13 protein-coding genes are annotated in these 17,272 nt (G+C 62.7%); 8 read left to right on the forward strand and 5 right to left on the reverse strand.

The annotated features are described in order from the left end of the window. Positions 1 to 84: 84 nt before the first annotated feature. A complete protein-coding gene (locus RRF64_RS12030; protein WP_323846129.1) occupies positions 85 to 2,247 on the reverse strand; it encodes a TonB-dependent receptor family protein in 2,163 nt (720 codons plus the stop codon). A gap of 224 nt (positions 2,248 to 2,471) precedes the next feature. On the opposite strand from RRF64_RS12030, the gene RRF64_RS12035 reads away from it, so the two are divergent. Both RRF64_RS12035 and RRF64_RS12040 read left to right on the forward strand, forming a co-directional pair. After that, positions 2,472 to 2,927: a GNAT family N-acetyltransferase gene (locus RRF64_RS12035; RefSeq protein WP_323846130.1), complete on the forward strand. Its 456-nt coding sequence runs from the start codon at positions 2,472 to 2,474 to the stop codon at positions 2,925 to 2,927. A 141-nt stretch (positions 2,928 to 3,068) separates the two neighbouring features. Next, a complete protein-coding gene (locus RRF64_RS12040; RefSeq protein WP_323846131.1) occupies positions 3,069 to 3,749 on the forward strand; it encodes a phosphoadenosine phosphosulfate reductase domain-containing protein in 681 nt (226 codons plus the stop codon). 82 nt (positions 3,750 to 3,831) lie between these two features. Here the strand turns inward: RRF64_RS12040 and gyrB are convergent, their stop codons facing one another. From gyrB to dnaA, 4 genes are all read right to left on the reverse strand, one after another. After that, complete coding sequence (gyrB, locus tag RRF64_RS12045) at positions 3,832 to 6,252, reverse strand: DNA topoisomerase (ATP-hydrolyzing) subunit B (protein WP_323846132.1); 2,421 nt, start codon at positions 6,250 to 6,252, stop codon at positions 3,832 to 3,834. A gap of 18 nt (positions 6,253 to 6,270) precedes the next feature. After that, positions 6,271 to 7,377 carry a DNA replication/repair protein RecF gene (gene recF, locus RRF64_RS12050; RefSeq protein WP_323846133.1) on the reverse strand — a complete coding sequence of 369 codons (1,107 nt, stop codon included), beginning with the start codon at positions 7,375 to 7,377 and terminating at the stop codon, positions 6,271 to 6,273. 119 nt (positions 7,378 to 7,496) lie between these two features. Beyond that, positions 7,497 to 8,603: a DNA polymerase III subunit beta gene (dnaN, locus tag RRF64_RS12055; RefSeq protein ID WP_323846134.1), complete on the reverse strand. Its 1,107-nt coding sequence runs from the start codon at positions 8,601 to 8,603 to the stop codon at positions 7,497 to 7,499. A gap of 46 nt (positions 8,604 to 8,649) precedes the next feature. After that, on the reverse strand, positions 8,650 to 10,170 hold the full coding sequence (gene dnaA, locus RRF64_RS12060) for a chromosomal replication initiator protein DnaA (RefSeq protein WP_323846135.1): 1,521 nt from the start codon (positions 10,168 to 10,170) through the stop codon (positions 8,650 to 8,652). A 528-nt stretch (positions 10,171 to 10,698) separates the two neighbouring features. Between dnaA and rpmH the strand changes: the two genes are divergently transcribed. From rpmH to mnmG, 6 genes are all read left to right on the forward strand, one after another. Continuing rightward, positions 10,699 to 10,833: a 50S ribosomal protein L34 gene (gene rpmH, locus RRF64_RS12065; protein WP_067157157.1), complete on the forward strand. Its 135-nt coding sequence runs from the start codon at positions 10,699 to 10,701 to the stop codon at positions 10,831 to 10,833. Positions 10,834 to 10,869: 36 nt separating this feature from the next. Further along, complete coding sequence (rnpA, locus tag RRF64_RS12070; RefSeq protein WP_323846136.1) at positions 10,870 to 11,262, forward strand: ribonuclease P protein component; 393 nt, start codon at positions 10,870 to 10,872, stop codon at positions 11,260 to 11,262. Next, the gene (gene yidD / locus RRF64_RS12075) at positions 11,259 to 11,492 is read left to right on the forward strand and encodes a membrane protein insertion efficiency factor YidD (protein WP_323846137.1); all 234 of its coding nucleotides are present in this window, start codon (positions 11,259 to 11,261) and stop codon (positions 11,490 to 11,492) included. Before rnpA ends, yidD begins: the two co-directional genes overlap by 4 nt. 8 nt (positions 11,493 to 11,500) lie before the next feature. After that, positions 11,501 to 13,174 (forward strand): membrane protein insertase YidC, encoded by a 1,674-nt coding sequence (gene yidC, locus RRF64_RS12080; RefSeq protein ID WP_323846138.1) that lies wholly within the window; start codon positions 11,501 to 11,503, stop codon positions 13,172 to 13,174. 70 nt (positions 13,175 to 13,244) lie between these two features. Continuing rightward, positions 13,245 to 14,621, forward strand: a complete 1,377-nt coding sequence (gene mnmE / locus RRF64_RS12085; RefSeq protein WP_323846139.1) for a tRNA uridine-5-carboxymethylaminomethyl(34) synthesis GTPase MnmE — start codon at positions 13,245 to 13,247, stop codon at positions 14,619 to 14,621. 706 nt (positions 14,622 to 15,327) lie between these two features. After that, positions 15,328 to 17,217 carry a tRNA uridine-5-carboxymethylaminomethyl(34) synthesis enzyme MnmG gene (gene mnmG / locus RRF64_RS12090; protein WP_323846140.1) on the forward strand — a complete coding sequence of 630 codons (1,890 nt, stop codon included), beginning with the start codon at positions 15,328 to 15,330 and terminating at the stop codon, positions 17,215 to 17,217. Positions 17,218 to 17,272 lie beyond the last annotated feature (55 nt).

Genomic DNA, 17,272 nt, shown 5'->3' on the forward strand with positions numbered 1-17,272 from the left:
CGCTCCTACAAGGCAAGAAAGGCCGCGGGCTGCTCCGTCAATGGGAGTGCCCGCGGCCTTTTGGTTTCCCGTCAGTGACGGGGATCAGAAGACGAACTTCATCCCCAGGGTGGCCGTGCGCGGGCGGTTGGCGCGGGCGCCGTCCGGACCGCGGTTGACGATGGCCTGCTCGTCGAAGAGGTTGTCGACTTTCAGATAGCCGCTCAGGTCTTCGCTGAAATCGTAGTGGGCGGCCGCATCCATTACCCACAGGGACTCGGTGTGGTCAAACTGGCTGGTGCCACCGCGGTTGCACGCGTTGTTGACGCACATCTCGTCCTGGTAGGCGGCGGTCAGATTCACGCGCCAGGCCGCACCGCTGTCCAGGCCGGCGGACATGGCGACGACGTTTTCCGGCAGATAGGCCAGATTGTCACCGGCCAGCAGGTCGCCGCCGTCGCTATCGCGGGTAATCTCCGCGTCGGTATAGGTGTAGCTGGCGCGCAGCGGCACAGTCCAGCCATTGGCGAGCAGCCACTCGGAGCCGAGGGCCGCCTCCAGCCCTTTGATTTCCGCTTCACCCAGCTGGTAGCTGCCGCTGTCGGCGCCATCCGGGCAGGGCACGGCGATGGAACAGTTCTGCACCGTGTTTTCGTAGTCGCTGAAGAAGGCGATGATTTCGCCGTTCAGGCCGCCACTCGCAAAGCGCGCGCCCCACTCGTAGTTGGTGGACAACTCCGCACCCACGCCGTCGTCGGAACCGGCACCGGGCGGCGCGAAGCCGCGGTGGACGCCGGCCAGCAGGCTCCACTGTTCATTCAGGTCGTATACCAGGCCGAGCCCCGGCAGCCACTCGTCCAACTGGTTGGACTTGCTGCTGCCTTTCTCGGTGCGCTGCGGATCGTTGTAGCGCTGCTGCTCGGTCTCAACGTCCTCGTGGCGCAGGGCCGCTGTCAGGGCGAGTCTTTCCGTCAGCTGAATTTCGTCATTAATAAAGAGTGATGTAGCGCTGGCCTCCTCGACGCGGTTGTCACCGGCACCGGGCAGACTGATACCCTGGAATAACAGCTCGCCGTCTACCTGAAGGTAGTTTTCCGTGGGCTGGTAGCGATCCACCTCGTCCCAGTGGCGGCGCAGACCGAAGGTCAGGTCGTGGGACAGGGCGCCGGTGGACAGCTGCCAGTTGGCGCTTATCTGCAGGCCGCGCGCTTCATAGGCGCGGTTGTTGTGCTTGATACCGAAATCCGCATCCTGATCGCCGTCCAGAATCGCCTGGGCAGCGGTGTCGCCGGCATTGGCGGCTGCGATCAGACTGCCGAGCCCCACCTTGAACCAGTCGCGCTCGAACTTGTTGTAGTAGGCCTGGCTGTACAGCGTGAAACCGTCGCTGAGCTGGATACTGTGGTTGAGCTGTACCGTGCTGTGACGGTTCTGCATTTCATCCAGGGCACTGATGCCGTAGCGGCGATTCGGGTCCCGGTCGAAATCGGCGTCGGTGAGGCCCAGATAGCTCATGCCGGACTCCTCTTCGGAGTACTGCAGCTTGAGATCCAGCTGCTGGCGGTAAGCGGCGGCGGCGGCGGAGCGCAGGCTGCCCTTGAGCAGGTAGTCTTCCTTGGCGATGTCGGCGCTGTCCGCGCGGTCGATTTCCCGGAAGCCGTCGGCGCGCTGCTGGTGCGTTTCCAGCAGCCAGCCGGCGCGGTCGCTGCTGGAGCCGTAATAGCTGTGCAGGCGGGTCTCACCGAACTGGCCGGCCTCCAGCTTGACCACACCCTCGGTCGCTGCCGGGATGGCGGTGCTCAGCATGTTCACGGCCCCGCCGACGGTGAAGGGGCCGTATTTCAACGTGGCCGGTCCTTTGAGTACCTCGATGCTGTGCAGGCGGCCGGCGGTCGGGAAGTAGTAGGCCTCGGGGCCCGAGTAGGGGGCCGGGGCGATCAGCACGCCGTCTTCCATCAGCGAGATCTTGCCGGAGCGGCCGCCGCTGGCGCCGCGGATGCCGATGTTCGGGCGCAGGCCGTAGCCATCCTCCTCGGTGATGTAGACGCCCGGTACCGAGCGCATCATCCGGTTGATATCGACGAACTCGAACCTGGCCAGCTCTGCGGCATCGATCAGATGTGCGGAGCCCGGCAGGCGGGGGATGGAATCCGCGTCGCCGATAACGGAGATGGTTTCCAGGCGCGCATCCCGCTCATCAGCGACTGCCGGCGATATCGCGGCAACCGCCAGGGCGAGGGCGAGAGGTGACAGGGAGAAACGCTGCATGAATCCTCCATGGAACAATAGGTAGCGCTTATACAATTGCTTTTTTTAATGAGAATGATTGTATTTTATCATCAGTGCGTATTTTCGCACTAGCCGGGGTTCGCTTTTGTCACGGTTTTCCGGCGCAGGGTTTGCATCCACACGCTGGTGCGCGGGGGCAGTCGCTGGGATCCGTTTTCTGATCTGACTAGCATTGTGCGCAAGTACTCACTTGCGGAGGTGCCATGATTAGATCGGCACGTCAGATGGAATTCGAGAGGCTGGAACAGCTTTGGCTGCATGTCGCCGCCAGTGCCCACCCGTCGCTGCCGCGACACTACTGGCAGGCGCGCGCTGCGGTGTTTCGTCGCCGCTGCCGGCATGCGGACGATTGTCTGGTCTATGTGGAGAGGAGCGCCGCGCCGGTGGACGGTTTTGTCACGGTGACAGCCGGCGATCACTTGGAGTGCATCTGTGTCAGCCCGCTGGTTAGCGGGCGCGGCGTTGGCAGTGCGCTGATCCGTGCGGCCAAGCGCGGCAGGCCGCAACTGCAGGGACTGGTACTGGAGGAAAACCTGGGCGCCCGCTACTTTCTGCAGCAGCACGGCTTTGTCGAAGTGGCGCGCCGGCCGAGCGCGGAAGCCGGTCAGGCTTGTATTTTGATGTGCTGTCCGGACCCGGCGGCGGCGCCTCTACCCTGACATATCCGCACTCGGGCGCGGGCGCGGCCCCCGGCTTCTTTATAACTTATTCTTATTGATCCACTTCTTTTTATTGTTTCTCAGTGGTGGTACGGCGGGGTAGCATGCCTTTCACCCTGAAGATTGAAAGCCGCGAGTGTTATGGGATTTAACGCCACCAACAACGCCTTCCGCTCCTATCCGGCGCGCACCTTCCACCACGGTGCCGATCTCGACGCGCTGAACCAGCGCTTTCGGGATGCCGAGCCGAGCGAGATCATGGAGTTCACTATCGCGCAGGCTGAGAACCCGGTGGTCTTCACCAACTTCCGCCCGCTGGCGGTGGCGTTCCTGCACCTGGTGACCCGCGCCAAGCCCGACATCCCTGTGATCTGGGTGGACCACGGCTACAATACGCCGGAGACCTACCGCCACATCGAGGGACTGATCAAGGCGTTCAACCTCAACCTGCATACCTATTCGCCGAAGATGTCGGCCGCGCACTACAACGCGGTCTACGGCGGCATACCGGCGCTGGATACGCCGGAACACGATTTCTTCTCACGCACCGTGAAGCTGGAACCTTTCAACCGCGCCATGCAGGAGCTGCAGCCGGACGTATGGCTGAACGGCATCCGCCACGACCAGAATGCGCACCGAAAGAATCTCGATGTCTTCACCAAGGGCAACCACGGCACCATTCGCGTGGCGCCGATGTTCCACCTGAAAGAGATCGACGTGGAGGAATACGTCTACGAGCATGAATTGCCCGACAACGACGTCTATTTCGACCCGACCAAGGGAGAGGAGCACCGGGAGTGCGGCCTGTTGCTGGAGAAGTAATCGCGCATCGCGCCTGGAGCCCACCAACAAAAACGGCCGCGGAAGCGGCCGTTTTTGTTGGTGGGGAGGATAGATAGCCGCGTTACACGTCCAGGTTCTCCACCGCCAGCGCGTTGCTCTCGATAAACTCGCGCCGCGGCTCCACCTGGTCGCCCATCAGGGTGGTGAAGATCTGGTCCGCGGCAATCGCATCCTCGACAGTGACCTGCAGCATGCGGCGACTTTCCGGGTTCATGGTGGTTTCCCACAGCTGTTCAGGGTTCATCTCGCCCAGCCCCTTGTAGCGCTGGACGCCATAGCCGCGGCGGCTCTCGTTCATCAGCCATTCCAGCGCCTCCGGGAAGCTGGCCACCGGCTGCTGCTTCTCGCCGCGCTGCATATAGGCGCCCTCTTCCAGCAAATCCACCATCTTCTCGCCCAGCTTGCAGATAGCGCGGTATTCGGCGGAATCGAAGAATTCGTGGCTGATCTGGTAATCGCTGCCCACACCGTGGGCGACCACGTGGATCTGCGGCAGGAAGAGGCCGCGTTCGGTATTCTCGTGCACCGTGACCTGGTGACGGCGGCCGCCACCGTTGGCCTCTGCCGCGAGCTTTTCCTGCAGCGCGTTACACCAGGATGCCATTTGCTCGCTGGACTGCAGATCGTCCTGCGCCACCGTCGGCAGGTAGATCATGCTGCGCAGCACCTCTTCCGGATAGAGCCGCGACAAGCGGTCGATGGTGGCGAGCACCGCGCGGTATTCCGCCACCAGGCTCTCCAGCGACTCACCGGACAGACCCGGCGCTTCCGGGTTAACGAACAGGCTGGCGCCTTCCAGGGCGGCATTGGTGAGGAACTGGGTCAGGGCCGCCTCGTCCTTCAGGTACTGCTCCTGCTTGCCCTTGCTGACCTTGTACAGCGGCGGCTGGGCGATATAGATATGGCCGCGCTCGATCAGCTCCGGCATCTGGCGGAAGAAGAAGGTCAGCAGCAGGGTGCGGATATGCGCGCCGTCCACGTCGGCATCGGTCATGATAATGATGTGGTGATAGCGCAGCTTGTTCGGATCGAACTCGCTCTTGCCGATACCGCAGCCCAGAGCGGTGATCAGCGTGCCCACCTCGGCACTGGACAGCATCTTGTCGAAGCGGGCCTTCTCCACATTAAGGATCTTGCCCTTCAGCGGCAGGATCGCCTGGGTGCGGCGGTCGCGGCCCTGCTTGGCAGAGCCGCCGGCGGAGTCACCCTCCACCAGGTAGAGTTCGGACAGGGCCGGGTCCTTCTGCTGGCAGTCCGCCAGTTTGCCCGGCAGGCCGGCGATATCCAGCGCGCCCTTGCGACGGGTCATCTCCCGCGCCTTGCGCGCCGCTTCGCGCGCGCGCGCGGCGTCGATCATCTTGCCGACCACCGCCTTGGCTTCCTGCGGATTTTCCAGCAGGTAGTCGTTGAAATGCTGGCCCATCTCCTGCTCGACGGCGGGTTTCACCTCAGAAGAGACCAGCTTGTCCTTGGTCTGGGAGGAGAATTTCGGATCCGGCACCTTGACCGAGATAATCGCCGTCAGCCCTTCGCGGGCGTCGTCGCCGGTGGTGCTGACCTTCTCCTTCTTGCCCATGCCCTCCTTCTCGATGTAGTTGTTCAGGCCGCGGGTCAGGGCGGCGCGGAAGCCCGCCAGGTGGGTGCCGCCATCGCGCTGGGGAATGTTGTTGGTGTAGCAGTAGATGTTTTCCTGGAAACTGTCGTTCCACTGCAGCGCCACTTCCACGGCAATACCGTCTTCGCGCTGGCTCTGGAAGTGCAGCACCTTGTTGATCGGTGTCTTATTCTGGTTCAGGAACTCGACGAAGGCCTTGAGTCCGCCCTCGTATTCGTAAATCTCTTCCTTGCCGGAACGCTCATCCTTCAGCACGATGCGCACCCCCGAGTTCAGGAAGGAGAGTTCGCGCAGGCGCTTGGCCAGCTGCTCGAAGTGAAATTCGATATTGGTAAAGGTGTCCGCGGACGGCTTGAAGTGCACTGTGGTACCGGTGCTGTCGGTTTCGCCGACCACCGCCAGCGGTGCGGCGGGCACCCCGTGGCGGTATATCTGCTCGTGGACTTTACCGCCGCGGCGGATGGTCAGCTTCAATTCCTCGGACAGGGCGTTCACCACGGAAACGCCGACGCCGTGCAGACCGCCCGAGACCTTGTAGGTGTTGTCATCGAACTTACCGCCGGCGTGGAGCACGGTCATAATCACCTCGGCGGCGGACACGCCCTCTTCCGGGTGCAGTTCGGTGGGAATGCCGCGGCCGTTGTCGGCCACGGAGACGGACTCGTCCGGGTGAATGATCACGCGTATTTCGTCGCAATGGCCGGCCAGCGCCTCGTCGATGGAGTTGTCCACCACCTCGAAGACCATGTGGTGCAGGCCGGTGCCGTCGTCGGTATCGCCGATATACATGCCCGGGCGCTTGCGCACCGCGTCCAGGCCCTTTAACACCTTGATACTGCTGGAGTCATAGCTGTGCTGCTCTGACATTTACACGCTCCATTCAACTTATTCTGCGGCCGACATCTCGGCGCTGATAGACCCATGTTCCACGTGGAACACTTTCGGGCTGTTCCAGGGTGACGCCAAGCGCAGCCAGGGCCGGCTGGTGGCCTCAACCTCTATTCCTGTCACCAGCACTTGGCTGGCGCAGCGACTCACCCAGCGGGCGAGCTGCTGCTGGTTCTTCTCATCCAACTCCGACGGCAGGTCATCGACCAGAAACACCGGCTTCTCGCCCTGTCGGCACACCACCTCGGCCATCGCCGCGCGCAGCGCGCAAACCAACATCTTCTGCTGACCCCGAGAAAGAATGCTGTCCGCGGCCTCACCGTCGACGCTGAAGCGCAAATCTGCCCGGTGTGGCCCAATACGTGTGTGCCCCTGCGATACATCCCCGTCGCGGGATTCCGTCAGGGCCGCAAGGAGATCCACCTCCTTTCTCCACCCCCTGCGATAGGAAACCTCGACACGCGATAGCGGCGACTCAGGCAATTCAGCCAGCAGCGCCTCGAGGGCGGCACCCAGAGGTGTGAAGACTTCGCGGCGCAGTTGATCGATGCGCTCACCGCTATCGGCGAGCCGCTGCTCCCATACAGTCAGCAAGTCAGCGGCGATTTTACCACGTCGCAACAGGGCATTTCGCTGGCGCAGGGCGATTTGATAGTTTTTCCACACCTGTGCGAAGGAGTGTTCCACGTGGAACACTGTCCAGTCCAGCAGCCGCCGGCGCACACCGGGACCGCCATCCAACGCGGCGAAACTGTCGCTGTTAATGACCTGGAGGGGCAGACAGCTGGCCAGCTGGGAGCTCGATTCCGCCGGCGCCTGGTTGATCCGGATACGCCCGGCGCCATCCCTGCGCCGCTCGACACCGACACCGTAACCGGTGTCCAGCTGACCAAAGACGGTCAGCTCGTCACGGCCCTGCTGAATCACCGAGCCGTGTTGCCGAGAACGAAACGACCGGCCGGTGGCCAGCATATGCACCGCCTCCAGCAGTGACGTCTTGCCGCTGCCGTTCGGACCGCAAAAGAGATTCACCCCCGGACCCAGCGCCAGATCCGCCGCGCTGATATTGCGAAAATGGGACAGCGCAAGTCGAGTCAGCGCCACCGAACCGGCTCCGGCAGAGGTCCGTGTCGTGCGAAGATGCGAGAAACATATAAAAAGGCCGCCATATCAGCTGATATGGCGGCTCTTTTAACGAGGAAAGTGCTCAGCTCTGGCTCCAATCACAGTCGCATCGGCATGATCACATAGACGGCATCGCCCTCCTCCGGCTGCTGCAACAGCGCACTGCTGTTCGCATCACCCAGACCGATACGGATCTGCTCGCTGTGAATGGCGCCGGTCACGTCGAGCAGGTAGGAAACGTTGAAACCGATTTCCAGCGGCTCTCCCACATAGTCGACCACCAGCTGCTCCTCGGCCTCTTCCTGCTCCGGGTTGTTGGCCACAATCTGCAGCAGCCCCTCGGATACCTGCAGGCGCACGCCCCGGTACTTTTCGTTCGACAGGATGGCAGCGCGGGAGAAAGCCTGGCGCAGCGCCTGGCGGTCGGCGTAGATCTCGTTGCCAGCGGAGCGCGGCAGTACCCGCTCGTAATCCGGGAACTTGCCGTCCACCAGCTTGGAGGTAAAAGTGAATTGACCGCTGATCACGCGAATGTGGTTGTTGCCCAGCACCACCTCTGCCTGCGCGTCGGTATCGTCCAGCAGACGCCCCAGTTCCAGCACGCCCTTGCGCGGCACAATCGCCTGGATCGGGGACTCGACGTCCAGACCGGGCGCATCGCGGTCGCAGAGCGCGAGGCGATGGCCGTCGGTAGCGACGGCACGCAGCTGCTGCGGGCGGCACTCGAGCAGCAGACCATTCAGGTAATAGCGCACATCCTGCTGAGCCATGGCAAAACCGGTTGCCTCGATCAGACGGCGAATCTCGCGCTGGGAAATGGCGAAACGGGTCTGGGCGCTGGTCTCCTCCTGGTTGGGGAAGTCAGCCGCCGGCAATGTGGACAACTGGAAGCGGCTGCGGCCGCTGCGCAGAACCAGCCGCTCGCCGTCCCGCTCGAACTTCAGTTCGGCACCATCCGGCAGCGACCGGCAGATGTCGAGCAGCTTGCGCGCGGGCACCGTCACCTCGCCTTCCATCTCGACCCCGTCCACCGGCAGCCGGCCGACGATCTCGACTTCCAGATCGGTACCGGTCAGGGACAGCTCGTGGCCCTGCAGTTGCATCAGCACATTCGCCAGCACCGGCAGTGTCTGCCTCTTTTCCACCACACCGGCGACCAGCTGCAGCGGCTTGAGGAGGGCATCCCGGCTCACATTGAATTTCATCGGTAGTTTCGCCTTATTCTTTATCGGTTAATCGTCGTTTATTCGATTAGGTGGTCAGCGATCGCGTCAGCAGCTTTACGTCTTCACGGATATCCGCGTCCGACTCCTGCAACTCGCGAATTTTACGGCAAGCGTGCAGCACTGTGGTGTGATCGCGCCCGCCGAATGCATCGCCGATTTCCGGCAAGCTGTGGTTGGTCAGCTCTTTCGCCAGCGACATGGCCACCTGACGCGGCCGCGCCACCGAACGGCTGCGGCGCTTCGAGAGCAGATCCGCCACTTTGATCTTGTAATACTCCGCCACTACCCGCTGGATATTGTCCACGCTGACCAGGCGATCCTGTAGCGCCAGCAGGTCTTTCAGGGCCTCGCGCACGAGCAGGTCGTCAATCGGCCTGCCGGTAAACTGGGCGTTGGCGATAACGCGGCGCAGCGCACCCTCGAGTTCGCGCACATTGGAGCGAATGCGCTGCGCGATAAAGAAGGCGGAATCGTGCGGCAGGTCGACACCAACCTGTTCCGCCTTCTTCATTAATATGGCCACACGGGTTTCCAGTTCCGGCGGCTCCACCGCCACCGTGAGCCCCCAGCCGAAGCGGGATTTGAGCCGCTCCTCGAGACCGTCGATCTCCTTCGGATAGCGATCGCAGGTCAGGATGATCTGCTGGCCGCCCTCGAGCAGCGCGTTGAAGGTGTGAAAAAACTCTTCCTGAGAGCGCTCTTTGCCGGCAAAAAACTGAATATCGTCGATCAGCAACGCATCCACCGAGCGGTAATAGCGCTTGAAGTCGCTGATCGCATTCAGCTGCAGCGCCTTGACCATATCGGCAACAAACCGCTCGGAATGCAGGTACACCACCTTGGCATTCGGATTGCGCTCAACCAGCGCATTGCCCACGGCGTGCATCAAATGTGTCTTGCCGAGACCGACGCCACCATAGATAAAGAGGGGGTTATAGGCGCCGCCGGGGTTGTCGGCTATCTGCTGCGCCGCGGCGAGCCCCAGCTGGTTGGACTTGCCCTCAACAAAAGACTTGAATGTGAAATTGCGGTTTAGCGAACTGCCGTGCTTGATGGCCCCCTCAACCTCGACATTCCGCACCGGCTCGGCGACCGGACGCTGGGTGGGCGATGAGCGCAAATCGGTCAGCGCCAGCTCGCCGCTGGTCATCTGCTCCGCCGTCGCCTCTTCCGCCGCGGCCGGATGCGCCACAACCTTGGCACCACCAAAGCCGCCGCCTCGGGTAACCGGTTCCGGGCTTGCGGAGTGCTGCACCGGCTCGGACACGGCGCGACTGCGCTGGAAGCGCGCAGGGCGCCGCTCGGTAATATCGAGCACGACCTGCAGCGGCTGCTCCTCGGCAAACTGGTGCACCAGCTCGCGTATGCGGTTCAGAAACTTGCCCCCAACCCAGTCCAGCACGAAGCGGTTGGGCGCCAGCAGGCGCAGCTCTCCCTGGGCGCTAGCGGGACTGACGCGCAGCGGCCTAATCCAGGTGTTGAACTGCTGTGCCGGCAGCTCATCCTGCAAACAGGTAGCACACTGCTTCCAAACGGATTCAGACAAGAAACCCCCTAAAACCCCAAAAAAATATGACCCCAGAAGATGATGGCGAAAGCGGTCCCAGGTTGCGTTCCGATGCCATCAAAAAGATCGACGCAGTATACCTTTGCACCGCAGGGTTATCCACAACAAAGGCTCCCATCAGGGAAAAAAAGCCGGCGAAAACCGCCCTACAATCAAAGACTTGCACACTTATTAAACAGCGGCGCCACCCGCAAGGGTCACACTTATCCACAACAATCTGTGTATATCTTGGTATCAAACGGTGGGCAGCCTGAAATACCCCTGCCCGCTCAACTACTTGGCGCAGGGGCGCCCAAAATGCCCCGACCCACCGAGCACCGGTCACAAATATTCCCGGCCGGGCGCGTTGATTTCACTGCTGCCTTTCTATACAATCCGCCGCCTTCGCAGCGCATAGCTCCGTCCGCACCGGCTCTATACCGGTACCGGAGTCCAGGCCGCGGCCGGGTCCACCCGCGAGGGGACGGCCCATGAATTTCCGAATACAAAGTCTCAGGTAGCAAGACAATGAAACGCACTTTTCAACCCAGCAACTTGAAGCGCAAGCGCACCCACGGTTTCCGCGCCCGCATGGCAACCAAGAACGGCCGTAAAGTTCTGGCCCGTCGCCGTGCCAAAGGTCGCAAAGTACTGTCTGCATAAGATCCCACCCCGTAATCGGGGAAGGCTTTCTTCTATATGCAACAGGCGCGCAGCGACTTCGGATTTGCCAAGCCGCTGCGCCTGCTCAACGCGGCGCAGTATCGCGCGGTCTTCAACGACAACCAGATACGCGCCGCGCACCCCAATCTGCTGATTCTCGCCTGCCGCAATGATCTCGGCCACCCGCGCCTGGGTCTGGTGATTGCCAAGAAACACGTCCGCAACGCCAGCGATCGCAATCGTATCAAGCGAATCGCCCGCGAAACCTTTCGCCTGTGCCAACACGACCTGCCGGCCATTGACGCCGTGGTGCTCGCGCGCCCGGGCGTTGCAGATCTCGACAAGGCGGCACTGGCTAAACTGTTGAACAAGTTGTGGCGCAAGCTGGCCAACCGCGCGCAACAGCCTGCAGCGGCCAAACCGAAATGAACTGGCTGGCGATCAAGCTAATCCACATCTACCGCTATCTGGCCAGCCCCTGGGTCGGCAACCAGTGCCGCTTCTACCCGACCTGCTCCCATTATGCGGAAGAGGCATTAAAAACCCACGGATTCCTAAAAGGGGGTTATTTAACCGCGCGTCGCCTTATAAAATGCCACCCCTGGCATCCCGGCGGCATGGACCCGGTTCCCCCGCCCCACATCAAGAACAATCTCTAGGTAACAAGATGGATTGGCAACGCTACACGCTGCTGGGCGGAATCGCCGCAGTTGTTCTGGCCCTGATTTTTCAGTGGAACGAATTCAAGGAACAGCACACGCCGGCCGTAGACCGCGAAACGGTCATCCGCACTGAGATGCCCAGCCACAACCGCGGCACGGCGACGGTGCCCGGCACCGCTACCGGCGACAGCGATGTACCGCAACTGCAGACCCCGGATGGCACCAGTGACAGTGCCGCCCCGGCAGAGCGCCAGCTGATCAGCGTGACCACCGATGTGTTCGAGCTGTTTATTGATCCGCGCGGCGGCGACATCGTCAAGGTCGCATTGCGCCAGTTTGAGGAAGAGCTGCACACACCGGACCGCCCGCTGATCCTGCTGAACCAAACCCGCGATCACACCTATATCGCGCAGAGTGGCCTGATCGGCCGAAACGGCACGGACAGTGCCGCCGGCCGCCCGCTGTTCTCCGCCGAAAAGACCCAGTACGCGCTGAGTGAGGGCCAGGACGCCCTGGTTGTCGACCTCACCCTGCAGCAACAGGGCGCCAATATCACCAAGCGCTTTACCTTCAGCCGCGGCGACTACCTGATCGATGTCTCCTACCTGGTGGACAACACCAGCGACGCGACCTGGACCGCGGCCCTGTTCGGCCAGATCAAGCGCGACGACCGCGAGCCGCCGGTCGATGCGGGCATCGGCGTGGCGCCCTTTCTCGGCGCCGCACTGCACACCTCCGAGGAAAACTACTTCAAGCAGGACTTCGAAGAGATCGCCGAGAGCCCCACGCGCACCAGTGTGGAGGGCGGCTGGGTCGCCATGGTCCAGCACTACTTCCTGAGCGCCTGGGTGCCGCCGCAAAACGTGCGCAACACCTTCGAGCTGCGCCAGCTGTCCAGTGGCCTGTTCCGCATGGGCTTCACGTCGCCGCAAGTGCAGATTCCGGGCGGCACCCAGGGCGAGCTCAGCGCGGCATTTTACGCCGGCCCGAAAGACGTCTACCGCCTAGAGGAAATCTCACCCTACCTGGACCTGACCGTCGATTACGGCTGGCTCTGGTGGATCGCCAAGCCGCTGTTCCGGGTACTGCACTTTATCCAGGAGCATATCGTCAGCAACTGGGGCTGGGCGATCATCCTGCTGACCGTGTTTATCAAGGCGCTGCTGTTCCCCCTGTCCGCCGCCGGCACCAAGTCCATGGCGCGCATGCGCAAGTTCGCGCCGCAGATGAAGAAACTGCAGGAGCAGTACAAGGACAACCGGCAAAAGCTGGCGGAAGAGACCATGAAGCTCTACCGCCGCGAGAAGATCAACCCCATGGGCGGCTGCCTGCCGATACTGCTGCAGATGCCGGTCTTCATCGCCCTCTACTGGATGCTGACCGAGACCGTCGAGCTGCGCCACGCGCCCTGGATCCTGTGGATCCACGACCTGTCCGCCAAGGATCCCTACTTTATCCTGCCGGTGCTGATGGGCGCCTCCATGTGGTTTATGCAGAAGCTGAACCCCCAACCCACCGACCCGACCCAGGCGCGCATCATGCAGCTGATGCCAGTGATGATGACTTTCTTCTTCCTGTGGTTCCCGGCCGGCCTGGTGCTCTACTGGATCGCCAACAACCTGATCACCATCGGCCAAACCTGGTATATCAACAAGCAGGTGGAAGCCGGCAAGGTCTGATCCCAGCACACACAAGTACGACAAAGAGGCCGCATCAGCGGCCTCTTTGCTTTGCGAGTAAACTCGAACCATGACCGAACAAAGCCTCAGCCGCGACACCATCGCCGCCGTCGCCACCGCCCCGGGCCGCGGCGGCATCGGCATAATCCGCCTGTCGGGCACCCGGGCCCTGGAGATTGCCCGCAACATCTGCGGCGCGCGCGCACTACAACCGCGTCGCGCCCACTACCGCGATTTCTTCCACGGCGAACAGCTGATCGACCAGGGCATCGCCCTTTTCTTCCCCGGTCCGAACTCCTTTACCGGCGAGGACGTGGTGGAGCTGCAGGGGCACGGCGGTCCGGTGATCCTCGATCAGATGCTGCACGCCGCCATCGAGCTGGGCGCGCGCCAGGCCCGCCCGGGGGAGTTCTCAGAGCGCGCCTTCCTCAACGACAAGATAGATCTGGCCCAGGCCGAGGCGATTGCCGACCTGATCGAGGCGGGCAGCGCCCAGGCGGCACGCAATGCGCTGCGCTCCCTGCAGGGGGTATTTTCCGAAAAAATCGAAGACTTAGTCGAAAATCTCACGCATTTACGTATTTACGTCGAAGCATCCATCGATTTTCCCGAAGAGGAAATCGATTTTCTTGCCGACGGCAAGGTCGCCGCTGATCTCGGCGCCCTGCTGGCGCAGCTGGCCGCGGTCGAGACCCAGGCGCGCCAGGGCAGCATCCTGCGCGAGGGCATGCGGGTCGCCATCGCCGGCCGCCCGAACGCTGGCAAGTCCAGTTTGCTGAACGCACTGGCCGGTCGCGACGCGGCAATCGTTACCGATATCGCCGGTACCACCCGAGACATACTGCGCGAGCATGTCGACATCGACGGTATGCCGCTGCAGTTCGCCGATACCGCCGGACTGCGCGACGCACCGGATCGCGTGGAGCAGATCGGCATCGAGCGCGCCTGGGAAGAGATTCGCCACGCCGACCGCGTGCTTTTGCTGGTCGACGCCCAGCAGGCCAGATCCCTGGACCCGGAAGCCGTGTGGCCGGAATTCACCGCGCAGCTGCCGGACGCGGAAAAGCTCACCCTGGTGCTGAACAAAATAGATCTCACCGACTACAGCGCCGGCCTGCAGGCCCACACCGATGGCGTGCCGGTGATCGCCATCAGCGCCAGGACCGGTGCCGGCCTCGAGTCGCTGAAGGAGCACCTGAAGCAGTGCATGGGCTACAGCGGCGCCGCAGAGGGCAACTTCAGCGCCCGCCGCCGCCACCTGGAGTCACTGGCCCGCGCCCGCGCCTTTATCGAACAGGGGGCCGCCCAGCTCCACGCCAGCGGCGCCGGGGAACTCCTCGCCGAAGACCTGCGCCAGGCGCAACAGGCACTGGGCGAGATTACCGGTGCCGTCAGCGCCGACGACCTGCTCGGCAAGATTTTCGGCAGCTTCTGTATCGGCAAGTAGCCCGTCCTGGGAATACCTAGGACCTCGGGAGGACCTCGGGAGCCCCTCCCGAGATCTCCCGCCCACTCCGCCAAGCCCACGAACTCACGCCATTCCCCCGCTCAGGTTAGCGCCGCAAATGCACCGGCAGCACGCATACCGGCAAGCTCACTGAGAAACCACAAAAGTTGCGCACAGCTATACACAGACTTATCCAAGGCAACCACTTACCCACAGGCAGCCCCCATCAAACCAAGCAAAACACCCACAGACCTCAGGTATCACCGGCAGCCTGTGGGCAAAAGCGGGGGTAACTGCGCCAAAAAGCTGCGGCAGCGGGCGGGCATAACTTCACCCCAACGGATAAAGGCCCAAAGTTATCCCGTCTGTCCACAGGCCTCTACAGCGGTTGCTCGGGCCCCGGCCAAGTGGTTACCCGCAGCCAGAAAGGCAACATAACTCATTGATTTCATTGGAATTAAAGGACTTATACCGAAAACCGGCGCCCCTAATAACAACAACAAATACAAAACACTACCAATACAAGGAATGTATAAGTTAATTAAGAGTTAAAAGAACACGGCCGGACTCGACCGATCAGCCGACAAGCGGGCATCGCCATGTCGCCTTAAAGTTGCAAAAGGCAAATTTCGACCGACACCAATTGCTGTCGTCTGTCCGCTGCCTATAAAATGTGCGCCCATTTTCACCGCCTGTGGCTACAGCTATGGATTTCCCCAAAACCTATGACGTCATCGTGATCGGCGGCGGCCATGCCGGCACCGAGGCCTCGCTTGCGGCCGCGCGTATGGGGGCCTCCACGCTGCTGCTGACCCACAACATCGAGACGCTGGGGCAGATGTCCTGCAACCCGGCCATCGGCGGTATCGGCAAGAGCCACCTGGTCAAGGAAGTAGACGCACTCGGCGGCGCCATGGCCGAGGCGACGGACCTGGCGGGTATCCAGTTTCGCGTGCTGAATGCGCGCAAGGGCCCGGCCGTGCGCGCTACCCGCGCCCAGGCGGACCGCGCCCTCTACCGCGCGGCCATCCGCGCGTTCCTCGAGCGCCAGCAAAACCTGGAGATTTTCCAGCAGGCGGCGGACGATCTGATCGTCGAGGGCGACCGTGTGGTCGGTGTGGTCACCAACGCGGGGGTGCGCTTCCGCGGCAAAACCGTGGTGATCACCGCCGGTACCTTCCTCGGCGGCCGCATTCATATCGGCCTCGACAGCCACTCCGGCGGCCGCGCCGGTGACCCGCCCTCGATCGCGCTGGCCGAGCGGCTGCGCGAACTGCCCTTCCGCGTCGAGCGGCTGAAGACCGGCACGCCGCCGCGCATCGACGCACGCTCGGTAGATTTCAGCGGCCTGGAGGAGCAGTGGGGCGACACGCCGACCCCGGTGATGTCCTATCTGGGCGCGCGCTCCCAGCACCCGCGTCAGGTGTGCTGCTGGATTACCCACACCAACAGCCGCACCCACGACGCCATCCGCGGCGGCCTCGACCGCTCGCCAATGTATTCCGGCGTGATCGAGGGGGTGGGCCCGCGCTACTGCCCTTCCATCGAGGACAAGGTGCACCGCTTCGCCGACAAGGACAGCCACCAGATCTTTATCGAGCCCGAGGGGCTGACCACCAACGAGCTGTACCCGAACGGCATCTCCACCAGCCTGCCATTCGATGTACAGATAGCGCTGGTGCACTCGATCAAGGGGTTCGAAAACGCGCATATCACCCGTCCCGGCTACGCGATCGAGTACGACTTCTTCGACCCGCGCGATCTGCTGCCGTCCCTGCAAACCAAATTTATTCAGGGGCTCTACTTCGCCGGCCAGATCAACGGCACCACCGGCTACGAGGAGGCCGCCGCCCAGGGCCTGCTTGCCGGCGCCAATGCCGCGTTGCAGGCGCAGGGCCGCGAGCCCTGGTCGCCGCGCCGCGACGAGGCCTATCTCGGCGTACTGGTGGATGATCTGATCACCAGCGGCACCCGGGAGCCCTACCGCATGTTCACCAGCCGCGCCGAGTACCGGCTGCTGCTGCGCGAGGACAACGCGGACCTGCGCCTGACCGAAAAGGGCCGCGAGCTGGGACTGGTCGACGACGCCCGCTGGATGGCCTTCAGCGCCAAGCGCGAGGCGATCGTTCGCGAAGAGCAGCGGCTGCGCGACACCTGGGTGCACCCGCAGACCCCCCAGGCCGCCGCGGTAGAGACCAAGCTGCCGCAGCCGCTGGCGCGCGAGTACAGCCTGATGGACCTGCTGCGCCGCCCCGAACTGGGCTACGCCGATGTGGCGTCGCTCAAAGGCGCGCCGGTCGAGGACGAGAGCGTTGCCGAACAAGTGGAGATAGCCGCCAAATACGCGGGCTATATCGACCGCCAGCGCGATGAGATCGAGCGGCTGCAGGCCTACGAGGACACGCCCATCCCGGCGGACTTCGATTACAGCCTGGTTTCCGGTCTCTCCAGCGAGGTGAAGCAGAAGCTGGGTGAGACCCGTCCGGACACGCTGGCGCGCGCCTCGAGGATCCCGGGGGTTACTCCGGCGGCCGTGTCGCTGCTGCTGATCCAGCTGAAGAAGCGCGGCCTGCTGACGCGCAAGAAGGCGGTCTAACCGACGAAATTTGTAGGAGCGGCGGGGCGGCCGTCCGCCCGTGGCCGCGATGCGG

It is taken from the genome of Microbulbifer magnicolonia (genome assembly GCF_035117725.1).
In the GTDB taxonomy this organism is placed as follows: domain Bacteria; phylum Pseudomonadota; class Gammaproteobacteria; order Pseudomonadales; family Cellvibrionaceae; genus Microbulbifer; species Microbulbifer magnicolonia.

What these genes read in the sequence shown, in the direction of transcription:
- RRF64_RS12030 (WP_323846129.1), bottom strand. Translation starts at nt 2,247, where the DNA reads ATGCAGCGTTTCTCCCTGTCACCTCTCGCCCTCGCCCTGGCGGTTGCC.
- RRF64_RS12035 (WP_323846130.1), top strand. Translation starts at nt 2,472, where the DNA reads ATGATTAGATCGGCACGTCAGATGGAATTCGAGAGGCTGGAACAGCTT.
- RRF64_RS12040 (WP_323846131.1), top strand. Translation starts at nt 3,069, where the DNA reads ATGGGATTTAACGCCACCAACAACGCCTTCCGCTCCTATCCGGCGCGC.
- gyrB (WP_323846132.1), bottom strand. Translation starts at nt 6,252, where the DNA reads ATGTCAGAGCAGCACAGCTATGACTCCAGCAGTATCAAGGTGTTAAAG.
- dnaN (WP_323846134.1), bottom strand. Translation starts at nt 8,603, where the DNA reads ATGAAATTCAATGTGAGCCGGGATGCCCTCCTCAAGCCGCTGCAGCTG.
- rpmH (WP_067157157.1), top strand. Translation starts at nt 10,699, where the DNA reads ATGAAACGCACTTTTCAACCCAGCAACTTGAAGCGCAAGCGCACCCAC.
- rnpA (WP_323846136.1), top strand. Translation starts at nt 10,870, where the DNA reads ATGCAACAGGCGCGCAGCGACTTCGGATTTGCCAAGCCGCTGCGCCTG.
- yidD (WP_323846137.1), top strand. Translation starts at nt 11,259, where the DNA reads ATGAACTGGCTGGCGATCAAGCTAATCCACATCTACCGCTATCTGGCC.
- yidC (WP_323846138.1), top strand. Translation starts at nt 11,501, where the DNA reads ATGGATTGGCAACGCTACACGCTGCTGGGCGGAATCGCCGCAGTTGTT.
- mnmE (WP_323846139.1), top strand. Translation starts at nt 13,245, where the DNA reads ATGACCGAACAAAGCCTCAGCCGCGACACCATCGCCGCCGTCGCCACC.
- mnmG (WP_323846140.1), top strand. Translation starts at nt 15,328, where the DNA reads ATGGATTTCCCCAAAACCTATGACGTCATCGTGATCGGCGGCGGCCAT.